Here is a 17,008-nt window from a genome sequence, read left to right on the forward strand (position 1 = left end):
GCATTATACTAAAATGTGATGTAAAAGCCGATTTATACTACTATCTACAATAATGTACACTCATGCTATTATAAAAAAGGAGTTTTTTTATGGAACATTTATTTAGCCCTTATAAGATTAAAGGACTTGAGTTAAAGAACCGCGTGGTGATGCCACCAATGTGTCAATACTCCGTAACAAATAAGGATGGAATCGCGACAGATTGGCACTACATTCATTATGTTAGCCGTGCCATTGGTGGTGCTAGTTTAATCATAATTGAAATGACGGATGTCGAGCCAGATGGCCGTATTTCAGATTATGATTTAGGCCTGTGGTCAGATGATCAAATTCCTGCACTAGAAAGAATTGTAGAAGCTTGTCACAAGCATGGCGCAAAAGTTGGAATTCAAATTGCTCACGCAGGGCGCAAAGCTGAGGATGCGGAAGAGCCAGTTGCACCGTCTGCAATTCCCTTTGATGAAAAGTCAAAAACACCAAGAGAGCTTTCCACAGAAGAAGTGAAAGAAATGGTAGAAAAATTCCGTTTAGCTGTTGGTCGAGCGGTTAAAGCAGGGGTTGATGTAATCGAGCTACACGGTGCACACGGCTACTTAATACATCAATTCCATTCAGCTTATACGAATAAAAGAGCAGATGAATACGGAAAAGAATTAACAAAATTTGGAGTAGAAATCATTCAAGCTGCAAAAAACGAGATGCCTGCTGAGATGCCGTTAATCATGCGTATATCTGCAAGAGAATACGTAGAAGGAGGATACGGGATCAACGAAGCAATCGAATTTTCTAGAGTCTATCAAAAAGCTGGGGTCGATCTATTTCATGTAAGTGCAGGGGGCGAGGGGCCAATTGCTGCTGCCGGAAAGCCTGGGACACATGTCGCGTATCAAGTGCCTTTAGCAAGAGCAATAAAGCAAGAACTAAATATTCCAGTCATTGCGGTTGGTCGATTGGATGAACCTGTACTTGCAAATGCTGTCATCGGTAATGACGAGGCAGACCTTGTGGCTGTTGGAAGAGGTATGTTAAGAAATCCTTATTGGGCATTGGAAGCTGCGGCTTTACTTCATAAAGAAACGGATCTGCCTAAACAGTATGTCCCTGGATTTCCAAGAAATTAGCAGATGTAGCACGTAATCATAAATGACCTCCATACAAACCTGTTCAAGCACAAGTGTCATGTCGACACTTGTTCTCTGATTTGGTAAGAGACACTATTCAATTTTATATGCGTCTTAAAATAATCTAAGTGAAAATTGTAGTTAAAGTGAAATAAAGTTTAATAGAAATGTCTGTTTTGACAGAGAGGCGAGAAAATTTGAATAATTTAACAGGAACGAAACGATTACAGCTGGCTTTGCTTTTAGGATCACTGGGACTTTTAGGTCCATTTACAATTGACACATATTTGCCATCATTTCCTACAATAGTAGAAGAGTATCATACAAGTGCATCACTCGTACAAATTAGTTTAACAACATGCCTTTTAGGACTCGGATTGGGGCAATTGATTATTGGCCCGATGAGTGATGTTCAAGGAAGACGTAAACCATTGCTTATTTTTCTAAGTTTGTATTTACTAGCTTCATTAACTTGTGCTTTTGCACCAAATATTTATGCGTTCATCGCATCTCGCTTTGTTCAAGGGTTTGCTGCAGCTGGAGGACTTGTGATTTCTCGAGCAATTGTTCGAGATGTCTATAGCGGAAGAGAACTTACTAAGTTTTTCGCATTACTGATGCTAGTAGGAAATCTTGGACCGATTGTTGCTCCGATTGCTGGTGCTGGAATCCTTGCTTTTGCCGATTGGAAATGGGTATTTATTGTTTTGACTGGTATTGGCATAGTACTATTATTAACTGTTTCATTGAAATTAGAAGAATCCTTACCACAGGAAAAACGTATACCTAGTAATTTTTCACAGATCGTCAAGAATTTTGGAGTATTATTAAAAGATCGCCAGTTTGCAGGCTATGCTCTTACACAAGCTTTTATCATTGCAGGAATTTTCGCCTACGTATCTGGTATTTCTTTTGTCTATCAGAATATTTATGGTGTGTCACCTCAGGGGTTTAGTTTATTATTTGGTGTCAATGGGATTGCGTTAATCATTGGAACACAGTCGGTTGGTCGTTTTTCAGATATCATTCCAGAGAAAACCTTCTTGAAGTTTGGTTTAATTCTTGCTAACTCATCTGCTGCTTTACTACTTGTCGCTATTCTATTAAAAGCACCACTAATTATTTTTGCTATTCCAATCTTCTTTTTCGTCTCATCTATTGCAATCATTTCTACTACATCTTTTTCATTAGCAATGGAGACACAAGGACATATTGCCGGAAGCGCATCAGCATTATTAGGAGTATTACCATTTATCCTTGGCTCATTAACGGCTCCACTTGTAGGGTTAGCAGGAGAATATTCTGCAGTACCAATGGGAATCATTATCTTTTTAGCAAGCTTTTTGGCTTTTCTATCCTATTATGGATTAGTTCGAAAGTCTCCTATGACTGTACACGCTACAAGATAGTTCACGTATTCTAAAAACATTTACCGAACAATTTAACCTTACTTGTATTAATCTCTGCTTGTTTTGCTTTAATAAACAATTGCTTCTTTTGAATGAAATCATGCAGTTATATAAATATTAGTATGGTTAGATTGCTTTTACTTTTAATAAAAGGAGAAATGTAAAATGAACTTGGTTACCTTAAATAATGGTTTAAAAATGCCTCAGCTTGGTTTTGGAGTATGGCAGGTTGGTGATGATGAAGCTACCTCTGCTGTTGCAAAAGCAATTGAGACTGGGTACACATCCATTGACACAGCGATGATCTATCAAAATGAAATAGGCGTAGGAAAGGCGATAAAAGAAGCATCTGTCCCACGCGAAGAATTATTTATTACGACTAAGGTGTGGAATAGTGATCAAGGCTATGAAAACACATTACGTGCCTTTGATGAAAGCTTAGAGAGATTAGGTCTTGATTATGTTGATCTTTATTTAATCCACTGGCCAACTCCTCAATTTGATGAGTATGTAGATACATATAAAGCGTTAGAAAAGCTTTATCATGATGGACGTGTAAAAGCGATCGGCGTGTGTAACTTTGAAATTGAACACATAGAGCGTCTTTTAAAGGAATGTGAAGTCGTTCCAGTTTTAAATCAAATTGAGTGTCATCCATACCTTGCGCAAAATGAAATAAAGGAATTTTGTGCAAAACATAATATTTTTGTAGAAGCATGGAGTCCTCTTGATCAAGGCGGAGAAGTATTACAAGACGAAGTCATTCAAAGGATTGCACAAACACACAGCAAAACTCCAGCACAGATTGTCTTACGTTGGCATTTGCAAAATAACACAATTGTCATTCCAAAATCAGTCACACCATCACGAATTGAAGAGAATTTTCAAGTCTTTGATTTCGAACTAACTGAATCTGAAATAGAGGAAATCAATCAACTTAATCGCAATCGAAGAAAAGGTCCACATCCAAGTGACATGAATGTTCGTTAACTTATTGTGATGTCTCATCTTTGTTTCAAACCATCAAAGCCCATCCAAATGATCAGAACGGATGGGCTTTTGTTGGTCTTGCAATAAGGATTTTATTTAAAGAGAAAAGGCTGTCTTTTCGGTTGTGACTTTATGACGAAATGATTTTAACTCACCCATAATCTTGACGTAGTTTCAATATTACAATAAAATTAGATTAATCCATTCTTTTCGGTTATAAAAAACAGATATATACATTTTTTTCGTTTGTATTAGACATTACAACAGATTATTGGGACAAATAGGAGTTGAGGAAGAACCTTGTTAGAATTATCGATTACAAATCCAGAGAAATTACGGATCGTAGCGCATGCTTTATCATCAGAGGTTCGATTGAAAATAGTTGAGCTTTTAAATAAAGGAAATGTGAACATAAACCAATTGGCAGAGAGGTTGGATATACCTGTTTCTACCGCAGCATCCCATATAAAGGTTCTTGAAGAGGCTGAGTTGATACAAACGGAGCTTCGCCCTGCGAGTAGAGGTGCTATGAAGGTTTGTACACGTAATTTTGACGACATCCATATAAAATTAAATGTTCCTTTAAGTAAGGACAAGTATGAACATTATGAACTTGAAATGCCGATAGGGCAATACACCGATTTCCTTGTTTCACCAACTTGTGGAATTGCAGACCGTGAGAGCGCAATCATACCTGAAGATGAACCGGTTCACTTTTATAATCCCGTTCGTTCAAAGGCACAGTTAATATGGACAAGAAAAGGATATTTTGACTATAAGTTTCCTCTAGTCATCCCACATGGCGCAAAAATTAAAGCTGTTGAGTTTTCTGCGGAAATTTGCTCAGAAGCCCCGAACTATGATCATAATTGGCCTTCAGATATAACAGTTTGGTTGAATGGAATTGATATAGGAACATGGACAAGTCCAGGGGACTACGGAGATCGACCAGGAAAACTTAACTCTAAAGCTTGGATTGAATCGACCTCAACACAATACGGGTCTTTAAAAACGTGGAAAGTTACTGAGGAAAAGGTGACAATAGATGACGTTTTCCTTTCAGATATAACAATCCAGGATTTAGGGATATTAGATCGTGAATATTTATCTTTTCGAATAGGAATTAAAGAAGATGCTGTTCACAAAGGTGGAATGAATTTATTTGGAAGCGAATTCGGTGACCACCCGCAAGATATAAAATTAAAAATATCATTCTATTAAAGAAAAGGGTCAGTCCCCCTAACGACATTTTATAGCGCTTTTTCGCATGTAAAAAGCCTATAGAATGTGTCACAGCGGGGTTTGACCCTTTGTTTTTTGACAACCTTCTTAATAAGTACAATAAATATGTAATTAAACAGAAAATCTAATTACATTGTTGACAAAGAGAAAATGAAAGGGTATTCTTTTATTAAAGATACAGAAAAACAGTAATAATACAATTTTATTGTAATAATTAAAAAGGAGATAGATAGAATGGTAGATATAAATATTCCAAAAAAAGAATACCCTCGTCCTCAATTTGAAAGAGCAGAGTGGATGAATTTAAATGGTGAATGGAACTTTAAATTTGATAAAGAAAATAAAGGTGAAAAGGAAAAATGGTACGAAGAATCAACTTTTGATAAAAAAATTATTGTTCCTTTTACATATGAAACAAAAGCTAGTGGAATAGGGGAAGAAGTTTTTTGTCCTAATGTTTGGTATCAAAAAAGCGTAACGATCCCTAATGAATATAAACAAAAGGAAATTGTACTTCATTTCCAAGCTGCCGATTATATAACAAAACTATGGGTAAACGGAATATTTGTTGGTGAACGAAAGGGCGGTCAGATTGCTTTTTCTTTTAATATAACCGACTACCTAGAAGGAACAAATGAATTAAATATTGTCGTGAAAAACGAGGATAGTCAAAGCTGCTATCAGCCTCGAGGAAAACAAAGATGGTTAGATAATAATTATGGATGCTGGTATGTTCAAACAACTGGAATTTGGCAAACAGTATGGCTTGAGTTTTTAAATGATGCACATGTACAAGCGGTCAAAATCACTCCTAATATAGATACAGAATCAGTTGAGTTTTCTTATGGAATTTCAGGAGATATTAATTCCTCCTTAAGCTTAAAAACATCCATTTCTTTTAAAGGTCAGCAAATCAAAACTTTTGAACAATCAATCGAACGTGCGAACCAGACAATTAGTACAAATATTGCAAGTGACTTCCACGAGTGGAGAGTTGTTCACTGGAGCCCGCAATCTCCTAATCTATATGATGTTGAATTTACTTTATATAGAAATGGTGAAGAAATAGATAATGTAAAGTCATATTTCGGGATGAGAAAGATTTCAATAGAAAATGGAAATATATTGCTTAATAATGTTCCAATCTATCAAAAGCTCCTTTTAGATCAAGGATATTGGAGTGAATCACATTTAACACCACCATCTGAGGAAGCAATTATAGAGGATATTGATAAAACATTAGAGATGGGCTTTAACGGAGTAAGAAAACATATGAAGGTGGAAGATCAACGATACCTCTATTGGGCAGATAAAAAAGGTCTTCTTGTTTGGTCTGAAATGGCGGCAACATATGAATTTTCAGATGAGGCTGTTCAAAACTTCACAGAAGAATGGATAGAGGTTGTCAAACAACAATATAACCACCCAAGCATTATTACATGGACACCGTTTAATGAGTCATGGGGCGTAAAAAATATTTATACTGACAGTAAGCAACAAAAATTTACTGAAGGGATCTATCATCTAACCAAAGCAATCGACAGCATGAGACCTGTTATTGTCAACGACGGTTGGGAACATACTGTTTCAGACATTATTACCCTACATGATTATGTCGAATATGGAGATGAATTCCTAAAGCGTTATGAAGATAAAGAAAAGGTCGTTAAAAATGAAATCGCATTCAATAAATCAAAGCATGCAATGGCACTTGGATATGAATATAAGGGCCAACCAATCATCATTAGTGAATATGGTGGAATTGCATTTAACTCTGAAGAGGGTTGGGGCTATGGTAATCAGGTAAAGAATGAAGAAGAGTTTCTAACTCGTTATGAATCTATTACTCAAGGAATTAAAGATACTCCATATATTAGTGGATTCTGTTATACACAAATTACTGATGTGCAGCAAGAGGTTAATGGACTCCTAAATGAAGATCGAACACCAAAAATAGATCTAACCAAAATTAGAGAAATAAATAATAAATAATTCCACTTAGCTAAAGGAGAAGTTTATGACATTTCGACAAGAATACCCTCGTCCACAATTAATTAGAAAAGACTGGCTTAATCTTAATGGAGAATGGGATTTTGATTTTGATGATCAAAATAGTGGATTAGAAGAAAAATGGTTTGAGAAAGAAAGAGAATATAAGCAAAAAATAAATGTTCCATTTGCTTACCAAACAGAGCTTAGTGGAATTAATGATCCTACATTTCATGATTGGGTATGGTATCGACGCGAATTCGACATTCCCGATTCGATGGTGGGTAAGCAAATTCTCGTACATTTTGGTGCTGTTGACTATCGTTCAATGGTTTTCATTAACGGGAATTTAGTCGGTTCTCATGAAGGGGGACACACATCTTTTTCTTTCGATATTACAAACTATTTAATAGAAGGAACACAATCAGTTGTCGTTAGAGTTGAAGACCCTTCTAAAGATGAAACGATTCCTCGTGGAAAACAGTATTGGATTGAAAAATCTGCTGCGATCTGGTATACACGAACAACTGGCATATGGCAAACAGTATGGTTAGAGGCAGTGAATAAAACACATATAAAAAAAGTGAGATTTACTCCTGATATTGACAATGGTGATATAACAATTGATTTTGAAATAGCAGGTGAATATGTAAATAAAAAGGTAGAAATTGATATTACCTATAAAGATGAACATGTAGCAAATGAAACGATAAAAATACATGAAAATTATCTGAAAAGATCGATCAATCTCTATAATCGAAAGATATTTAGAACCGGATTCCATCATGTTGGATGGAACTGGACACCTGAAAATCCTAATTTATTCGATGTGAAAATCCGCTTGTTAGAAGAAGATTCCGTACTTGATGAAATCAATTCATACTTCGGTATGAGAAAAATCCATACCGAAAATGGAATGGTTTATCTAAACAATAGACCTTATTATCAAAAGCTTGTGCTTGATCAGGGGTACTGGCCGGAAGGTTTATTGACTGCACCAACAGATCAAGCGTTAAAGCAGGATATTGAATTAGCAAAAGAAATGGGATTTAACGGTTGTAGGAAGCATCAAAAGGTAGAAGATCCACGCTTTCTTTATTGGGCAGATAAGCTAGGGTTTCTAGTATGGGGAGAATGTGCTGCTTCACCTTCCTATAGTGAGGATGCAGTTGCACGACTAACAAAGGAATGGTTTGAAATCATAGAGCGTGATTACAATCATCCTTGTATTGTAACATGGGTTCCTATTAATGAGAGCTGGGGAGTTCCTGATATTTCCAACAACAGCCAGCAAAAGCACCATTCATTAGCGATGTATCATATAATCCATTCACTTGATAAAACGAGATTAGTAATTTCAAATGATGGGTGGGAGTTAACGAAAACAGATATTTGTGCGATCCATAACTATAATCATGGCCATAAGGATGAAGTGGATAAATACAATGAGTTTCGAAGCTCATTAGTAACAACTGAAAATTTACTTCACTCAAAACCAGCGGGAAGAAATATCTACACTCAAGGCTTCACTCACTCTGGTGAGCCAATTCTCTTAACTGAGTTTGGTGGTATAGGGTATAAAGTGGGAGATGAAAGTGGTTGGGGCTATACGTCAGTCAGCAATGCGGAGGATTATTTAGCAGATTATGAAAGAGTGATGAAAGCAGTATACGCTTCAAGCTCATTGCATGGTTATTGTTATACACAATTAACAGATGTGGAACAGGAGATTAATGGCTTATTAACATATGATCGAAAGCCAAAGTGTGATTTGGAACAAATTCGAAAAATAAATGATATGTGGCATTTAAATATAGTAAAGTAATCCATTTAAACTGAAATCTCTTTTGAGGTTATCTCAAATCATAGAATCATTCCTTTTGAGATAGCCTCAAGTGATTTACATAAAGAAAATAGCTTTCTGTAAGGTCGCCTGCAATCTAATGAAAACGCTTTAAAAGGAGGGGAATTATAGAAAATTCGACTTTGATGTATTGGTAGTATACAAGATTTTAATTTAAAGGGAGGTAACACAAATGAAGAAAAAAGTAGTATTCATGTTCTCAATCCTTATTGTGTTTGCAATTGTCTTATCAGGGTGCAGTAGTTCATCTAGCTCAGGTTCATCTAAAAATGAAATTCTTTATTGGAATCCTTTTACAGGTCCTGATGGCGAAAATATGAAGAAAATTGTTGATGAATATAATAAGACAAATCCAGAATTCAAGATTAAGAATGTATCAATCACTGCGGATGATATGTATACAAAAATTCCAACGGTCGTAAACTCAGGAAAAGGAATTCCCGATCTGACAATTGTTCATGCCGAAAGAATTAAGCAGTTTGTCGAAAATGATTTGCTAACTACATTTGATGAAAAATTAGCTGACTATCCTGAAATCAAAGCAGAAAACTATGTACCAGCAGGATGGAATATTGGAGATATTGATGGTAGTAGATACAGTGTTCCATTAGATGTTCACAGCTTTGTTATGTATTATAACAAAGATTTACTAGAAAAATATGCACCAAATGCACTTGATGATAACGTTATTACATTTGATGAAATAAGAGAAGCAGGAGAAATTTCTCGAAAAGACGGTATTACTGGTATTGGATTAACTTGGACACGACCAATCTTCTTATCAATTTACAATCAACTAGGTGGAGATATTACTAGTGATGGTGAAACACCAACTCTTGATACGCCAGAAGCGAAAGAAGCACTAGAATTATTAAAAGGATTAGTCGATGATAAAATTTCTAACAAAGATGGAGAAGACCCTGGCCAGTTATTCAAATCGAATAAAGCGATTTTTTATCCTGAAGGTATTTGGATGCAAAATAGTTTAAATGAAGCGGAAAAATTAAATTGGGGCATTACAAGCTTCGCACAAGTTTCTCCTGACAAAATTGTAAACTGGACTTCCTCCCACCAATTCGTCATGTTTAAAGACGAAAATAGATCTGAAGAGAAAACAAAAGGGATGATGGATTTCCTTGATTATATTAGAGAAAATTCTCTACCATGGGCTCAAGCAGGACAAAACCCTGCGGCATTAGCGACATTAGATAATCCAGAATTCAAAGAGCTCCCACAATCCTTCTTAGTGCAAGACCCTAAATTACAAGAGTCACTCAAAATCTTTGATTATAAATACAATGGCTTCGTAGCTGAAGAGGTTGATAAATTAGTTGGAGATGCAATGTTTGGGAAATTAGAGATTGATAAAGGACTGGCAAATGCTCAAAAAGCAGTTGAAGATAAAATTGCAAACAATAAAAAATAATTCTAAACGCAGGTAGTAAAAGAAACTGCCAGAGGCTGACTCTAGATAGAGTCAGACCTCTCTCTATTCGATAACGAAAGAATAGGAGTTAAAAACGATGATAAATACTGGAGAGAATAAAGAACTAAGTATGTCTACTGCAATAATGAAAAATTCTCGAAAAAAACGGCTAAATCTATCTCCATATCTTTATATTGGACCACATCTCATTTTATTTGGTATCTTTTTTCTATTTCCAACTTTATATGGTATTTACATTTCCTTTACGAATTGGGACCTAATTGGCGAGCCTGAATTTGTTGGCCTGGCAAACTATGCAGAAATTTTGGTTAATAAAGATTCTACCTTTTACGATCAATTACGAATAGGTTTAGGAAATACATTTAAATTTGTCCTTTTTACAGTACCTGCTTGTATTATTGTTCCCTTGCTCTTAGCTGCAGGTCTAAATACGAAACCGAAAGGGCTGAAATTTTTCCAAGCATTGTTTTACATGCCAACATTGTTCTCGGTTTCTGCCGTCATGATCGTATTTGCTATGTTATTTAGTGTTTCATTTGGACCTATCAATCATTATTTAAATGTTGATACAAACTGGCTATCTACTCAGCCTTATGCCTGGTTTACATTAGTCATCGTAACAGTTTGGTGGACAATCGGTGGAAATATGATCATTTATCAAGCGGCACTGAACGGTATTTCAAAGGATTTATATGAGGCAGCGTCTATCGATGGAGCGAATAGTGTTCAAAAATTCTTTAAAATCACGCTTCCAAGTATAAGAGCGCAAATCTTATACACCGTTGTGATCACGACTATTGCACAATTCAATGTATATGGGCAACCTCTCATGTTAACAAAAGGTGGACCAACAAGCTCGACTACCGTACTGTTAATGTACATTCAAGAAAATGCATTTGGTTCAGGTATTTCGATTGCAGGTATTGGGGCAGCAATGGCTGTTATTCTTGGGATTTGCATTATGATTGTTTCTGCCATTCAATTCTTCTTTTTAAGACAACGTGACTAGGAGGTGCTTACCTTGGAGAAAAAACGTATTACTAAAGGAATTTCATTAATCTTCTTGTTAATTATGGCTTTTATATGGATTGTACCATTACTGTATACAATCTTATCTTCATTCAAAAGTGAAGCTGATATTCAATCAAGTGCCTTTACAATTTTACCGATCAATTGGGTCATTGGTAACTACCAGGATGTTCTTTTTGCGAACACAAGTGCTCCAGTGGCGAAATGGTTTATGAACTCACTTATTATTTCAGTATCACAAACGGTTTTAGTCATCGTGCTTGTATCATTAGCTGGTTATGGATATTCAAGAATGAAATTCAAGGGAAGAGATGCCATTTTTATCTTTTTAATGGCAACCATGATGTTTCCAGCAGTTGTAAATCTTATTCCCCTATATAAAATTATCGATACACTTGGATGGGTAAATAATTATATGGCTGCGATTGTTCCAGGTGCAGCTGGTGTCTTTAATATCTTTCTTGTAAGGCAATTCATGCAAGGGATTCCTATTGATTTTGATGAATCGGCACGAGTGGATGGTGCTTCTGATTTTCAAATTTTCACAAAGTTAATTTTGCCATTAATAAGACCTGTTTTAACGGTTGTTGCGTTGTTTACATTTACAGGTTCATGGAATGACTTCTTATGGCCATCAATTGTGTTTAATGAAGTTGAAAAAATGCCAATTACACCAGGATTACAATTACTTCAGGGGATGTATGCACTTGATGTTGCTCACGCCTTAACAGGGGCACTAATTGCTATTGTTCCAACATTTATCCTCTATTTGTTCACACAAAAATACTTTATGGAATCACTCTCCTTGTCATCAGGGGTTAAAGGTTAAGAGGATAGGAGGTTATATGATGAATAGAAAGCTAGAAAGAAGATTAATAATGATCGGTTCAATATGGCAAATCGTCTCAGGTCTGCTTACCATTTTTGTTTATGCTTCTTTTATTAAAAATGAAGGATTACATTCCACATATCCAACGATTGCCAAGCTTGAGGCAGCACAGTCTATTTTTGGAAGCTTATATATGTTTGCCGTTACTTTTGGAATGTTATTTGTTATTCTAGGAATCCTGAACTTCGTATTGGCGAAATCATTAAAGGATGATCAAGCTGAAGTAAAAAAACCTATTTGGTTTATCCTATTAGGGTTAGCCTCCTATTTCGTTATGGATATATTAGGATCGTTAATGTTTCTATCAGCAGGTCTTCTAGCGTTAGCTAAAAATAAATCCATATCAAAGCTGGTAAACTATCATTTACAAAATTAATAAGATCATCAGTCGACCTACTATTTTTTTGTCACTATGGACCCATTAAAAATCAATAGTATATAACCAAAGGAAAGTTAAGATTCCATCATTGCCTTTGGTTATAGCTTGATTTTTTTTTTCGAGTTTTTCAACGATTCAGTTACGAAAGAAATAAAATTGTAAAACTTTATAAGCTTAGTACTTAATAGAACGTCTAATTAATTGCTTTAAGAAAAGAGGCGATTTTTCTGAAAAAGATACTATCAATTGTCATTGTATTTAGCATTGTTTTATCCCTCCCATTCTCAGCATTTGCTTACAGTAACCCCTTTAAATTAACAGATACTTGGAAGTGGGATACAGGAATATTTTATGGAGAAGGAGATCCTTATATTTTAAAACACAATGGCACTTATTATCTGTATGTTAGTACAGTGGATGATAAGAGTGGAGTAAAGGCTTGGAAGTCAGAAGATTTGGTGAATTGGGAGTACGGTGGTTTAGTTACGAAGGAGCCTACAACAAAGGCAGCCTATGCTCCTGAGGTTGTGTATTGGAATGGTCATTTTTATATGTACACATCACCTGGTGGAAATGGGCATTATGTATACAAAAGCTCAAACCCACTAGGACCTTTTGTGAAGCAGACAAATAACCTTGGCATGGGAATCGATGGACATGTGTTTATTGATGATGACGGGAAATGGTATTTCTATAGTACTGGTAATCAAAGAATTGATGCACGTTTAATGTCAGATCCCTATACTTTTGGCCAAGCTTCAAACACTGGCGCAGAAATGGATGGCTGGACAGAAGGGCCAACAATTCTTAAAAGAAATGGTAAATATTATATGACATATACAGGAAACCACGTGTGGAATAAGGCATACCGTGTTGATTATGCAAGCAGTGATTCACCAATTGCTGATTTTTCACATGAATTCGAACAAAATCCAATCTTACTAAACACAGAAGGGGCAAATGTAGGAGTAGGTCATAATTCAGTCGTCCGCGGACCAGATCTTGATTCCGAATATATGGTTTATCATAGTCATGCAAATCCAGGCAGATATATGAATCTAGATCGAATAGCTTGGAATGGAGATAAAATGCTCGTTCTTGGCCCAACAACAACTGAACAGCCTAACCCGGACCTACCTGATTTCAGTGAGCGCTTTACCGATTCATCCTATGATGAGAATTGGGAAACGATCAACGGCGGAAACTGGAGTATTGCTTCAGATATGACTGGCTGGCTTAAACAAACGGCAATAAATGACGCGAAACAATTTAAGCAACTGACGAAGGAATCTACAGATTCAGATTACACGGCAGAATTCAATATGAAAACAATTGAACAAGGCTCAAGTAGCAATCCATACTTTGGTGCTGTTTTCTCCTATAAAGATGAAAGTAACTACGGCCTAGCTGTATTAAGTCCTACAAAAAATCAATTAGAAACCGCCTTTATCGTAAACGGAATTGAAAAAGAAAGGGAAGCTACAGCTTTACCTGAAGGCTATGACTATTCTAAGCTTCACCAAATACGAGTAGAAAAGACTTCTTCAACCTTTAAGATCTTTGTAGATGGCATGCAAAAGCAAACACATGAAATTCCAGAGCTAGATGAAGGGAAAATCGGATATGCAACATCTGATATTCATGCTGCATTTGGCTATACGGCTTTCAGCAATAAAGTGAACGGAAGCAATGTATTTGATGCATACAAGCCATTACCAGGAACCATTGAAGCCGTGCATTATAATACGGGCGGTGAAGATGTAGCCTATCATGATACAACCAAAGAGAATACTAGTGGAAAATATAGAAGTGATGCTGTTGATTTTAAAGTGAATTCCGAAGGTGGTTATAACGTAAGCTTAGATGAAACCGGGGAATGGCTAAATTACAATGTCAATATTTCAGAAGCAGGTACTTACAATGTAGATCTAAGAGTATCAGCTTCAAGCGAGGATGCACAGGTGAAATTAGTATTAGATGAAGCGACTGATCTGACAGGTGAAATAAACATTCCAAAGACAGATGAATGGAAAACACTCTCGATTGAGGGAGTAGAATTACCGAAGGGTCAGCATACGTTAAAAGTTGCTGTCGAAAATGGAACATTTGATTTATCCAATATGAAATTCCAAAAACATAAGCAAGTAAAAGAATTAGCTTCAAACTTTAATGATGGAACGAGTAATGGATGGGAAGAAATAGAGGGATTTTGGACGGTTAAAACAAATAAACCTAGCTCTTTTGATGCCTATAAACCAATTCCAGGTTCAATTGGGGCTGCCTATTATATCACCGGTGGTGAAGGGGTAGCTTACCATGAAACAACTGCGGAAAATATTGGTGGTGTATTAAGAGGAGATGCTGTTGATATCCGAAATAATCCAAAAGGGGGTACTGCAGTTGGCTGGAACCAAACAGGAGAATGGTTTAAATACAATGTATCCATTAAAGAAGCAGGCCTCTATAATGTTCAATTAAATACTGCAACAACCTTTAACAATGCAAAGGTTCGATTATGGCTAGATGATAAAACAGATTTAACTGATGTGTTAGAGGTTCCTAACACGGGTGATTGGAATAATTGGCAGCCTGTTATGAAAAAAGGGATCACATTGCCTGAGGGTGAGCACACGATTAAAGTGGAGATCGTCGAGGGAGAATTTGATTTTACTGGTCTTGAGTTTACATCGTTTGATATTCATAAACCAGTGCCTGGAATCATAGAAGCTGAGGAATACAATCTTGGTGGTGAAGGAGTAGGCTATCATGACAACACGATGGGAAACAGTGGGGATAAATACCGTGAAGATTCTGTTGATATTCGAGTGAATCCAGAAGGAGGGTACGCTGTTACGTCCAACCAAACAGGTGAATGGCTAGCATATGACGTAAACATTGAAGAATCAGGCACATATGGTCTTAATCTCCTTACTTCTGCAATCGAGGATGGCGGAAAAGTAAAACTACTACTAAATGACGAAATTGATTTAACAGGAGAAATAAGCATTCCAAAAACAGGTGATTGGAATAGCTGGCAAACCATTTCTTTACAGAACATATCATTACCCGCTGGCAAACACACAATAAAGCTCGTCACCGTAGAGGGAGGATTTGATTTTTCTAGTCTAACACTTCATAGGTTTGATCATCATAAAAAGCTTCCAGGAAAAATACTGGCGGCCGATTATCTAACAGGTGGAGAAGGTATTGGATATCATGATCTTTCACCTGAAAATATTGGTGGAAAATACAGGAGAGATTCTGTTGATATCCGCGTTAATCCAGAGGGTGGATATAATGTTGGCTGGAATCAAGCGGGAGAATGGTTAAAATACAATGTCGATATTGAAAAGGAAGAGAATTATCAAGTAGATATAAAAGTTGCTACCGAATTAGAAGGAAGTCAAATTAGACTTTGGCTTGATGATACCGTTGATTTAACAGGAATTATTGATGTCCCAAAAATAGGAGGCTGGGATAACTGGGAGAGTGTCATAAAGGAAAATGTTTCCTTACCAGCTGGACAGCATACAATTAAGGTCGAAATGGTTAAAGGTGAGTTTGATTTTAGAAGTATTGATTTTTCATTAAATAACGATGAAGAGCCACCTGCAGTTGAAGGGGAGTACAGTACATCTCCAGGTACGTTTGCGAAATCGGTCATCGGAGATAGTAAATGGAAGGATTATACAGTTGAAGCAGATATCAATATTGGAGCTGGAACAGGTGATGGCGGGTTAATTTTTAGAGTAAATAATCCAGCCAATGGGATTGAGCTAAGTCAAAACAATCCTGATTTTATGCAAGGTTATGTCGCGTATATCAATAAGGATGGCGTTCATTTAGGGAAATTTAATTATAACTGGACATACCTAAAAGGTGCTGACATCAGTGAGCCATTAAATACGTGGCAACATATTAAAGTTGTTGCAAAAGGGACGAATATAAAGGTATTTGTTGGCGATGATGATATCCCAAAAATAGATTATACAGACAACAGCAGCACAGCATTTACCCAAGGAAAAGTAGGCTTGAGATCAAACTATAATTACACGAAATTTGATAATTTTGTTCTAAAACCTATAGAGACATCTCATTCATCGATAAAAAATGATCTTGATTCGTTGACAGAAGCTGGTGATGTTGCACATAGTGTGAATAAAAAATTAACAAACAAATTAAATCAGTCAAAACATCATTTAGATAAAGGGAAATTCGATCAGTCGATAAAACACCTTAATGATTTTCGAAAAATAGTAGAAAAAGAAAATGGTTTATCTGAAAACATAAAGCAAGTATTTGAGTCAGATGCTTTAAGACTATTAAGAACAATAGAGAAAAAATAAAAAGCAACACAAAAAAACGAATAGGAAGGTAGGAACCACACATCTACCTTCCTATTAACTTGAACGGCAATAAAATGGAGAAACTTGTAATGAGGAGGGTGTATAAATTTGATTCAAAAGATAAGTAATGATTTCCTTATTACTATTTATAAGAAAGCAAAAGCATTAAATGTTAATTCATATTTTATTAATTTATTAGAAGTAGAAATGAAAAATAGAAATTTAGTGTCAAGATGTTTATATGTTAAATGAAATTTTATTCAAAACCTTCATTATTTAGAATTTTTTAAACACCGATAAAAC

Annotated in this window: 12 protein-coding genes; all 12 read left to right on the plus strand. The window is 36.0% G+C overall.

Going from position 1 to position 17,008, the window contains the following annotated elements:
* The first annotated feature begins 89 nt into the window (after positions 1–89).
* Positions 90–1,121, plus strand: coding sequence for an NADH:flavin oxidoreductase/NADH oxidase (locus WCV66_RS18030; protein WP_338786386.1), 1,032 nt, complete (start codon positions 90–92; stop codon positions 1,119–1,121).
* A 197-nt stretch (positions 1,122–1,318) separates the two neighbouring features.
* Positions 1,319–2,530 (plus strand): multidrug effflux MFS transporter, encoded by a 1,212-nt coding sequence (locus WCV66_RS18035; protein ID WP_338786387.1) that lies wholly within the window; start codon positions 1,319–1,321, stop codon positions 2,528–2,530.
* A gap of 165 nt (positions 2,531–2,695) precedes the next feature.
* Entirely contained in the window at positions 2,696–3,520 is an 825-nt protein-coding gene (locus tag WCV66_RS18040; protein WP_338786388.1) for an aldo/keto reductase, read from the plus strand.
* Between the two features lie 300 nt (positions 3,521–3,820).
* A complete protein-coding gene (locus WCV66_RS18045; protein WP_338786389.1) occupies positions 3,821–4,741 on the plus strand; it encodes an ArsR/SmtB family transcription factor in 921 nt (306 codons plus the stop codon).
* Positions 4,742–4,996: 255 nt separating this feature from the next.
* A complete protein-coding gene (locus tag WCV66_RS18050) occupies positions 4,997–6,754 on the plus strand; it encodes a glycoside hydrolase family 2 protein (protein WP_338786390.1) in 1,758 nt (585 codons plus the stop codon).
* Between the two features lie 25 nt (positions 6,755–6,779).
* The gene (locus tag WCV66_RS18055; RefSeq protein ID WP_338786391.1) at positions 6,780–8,576 is read left to right on the plus strand and encodes a glycoside hydrolase family 2 protein; all 1,797 of its coding nucleotides are present in this window, start codon (positions 6,780–6,782) and stop codon (positions 8,574–8,576) included.
* A 211-nt stretch (positions 8,577–8,787) separates the two neighbouring features.
* A complete protein-coding gene (locus WCV66_RS18060) occupies positions 8,788–10,041 on the plus strand; it encodes an extracellular solute-binding protein (protein ID WP_066340923.1) in 1,254 nt (417 codons plus the stop codon).
* Between the two features lie 97 nt (positions 10,042–10,138).
* The gene (locus WCV66_RS18065) at positions 10,139–11,071 is read left to right on the plus strand and encodes a carbohydrate ABC transporter permease (RefSeq protein WP_198165171.1); all 933 of its coding nucleotides are present in this window, start codon (positions 10,139–10,141) and stop codon (positions 11,069–11,071) included.
* Between the two features lie 3 nt (positions 11,072–11,074).
* Positions 11,075–11,920, plus strand: coding sequence for a carbohydrate ABC transporter permease (locus WCV66_RS18070; protein WP_338786392.1), 846 nt, complete (start codon positions 11,075–11,077; stop codon positions 11,918–11,920).
* 19 nt (positions 11,921–11,939) lie between these two features.
* Positions 11,940–12,356 carry a hypothetical protein gene (locus WCV66_RS18075; protein WP_066340906.1) on the plus strand — a complete coding sequence of 139 codons (417 nt, stop codon included), beginning with the start codon at positions 11,940–11,942 and terminating at the stop codon, positions 12,354–12,356.
* Positions 12,357–12,772: 416 nt separating this feature from the next.
* Entirely contained in the window at positions 12,773–16,705 is a 3,933-nt protein-coding gene (locus WCV66_RS18080; protein ID WP_413789593.1) for a carbohydrate-binding protein, read from the plus strand.
* Between the two features lie 108 nt (positions 16,706–16,813).
* Positions 16,814–16,957, plus strand: coding sequence for a sporulation histidine kinase inhibitor Sda (gene sda / locus WCV66_RS26880; protein WP_413789594.1), 144 nt, complete (start codon positions 16,814–16,816; stop codon positions 16,955–16,957).
* The last annotated feature ends 51 nt before the right edge of the window (positions 16,958–17,008 follow it).

Source organism: Metabacillus rhizosphaerae (assembly GCF_037201795.1).
Classification (GTDB): domain Bacteria; phylum Bacillota; class Bacilli; order Bacillales; family Bacillaceae; genus Metabacillus; species Metabacillus rhizosphaerae.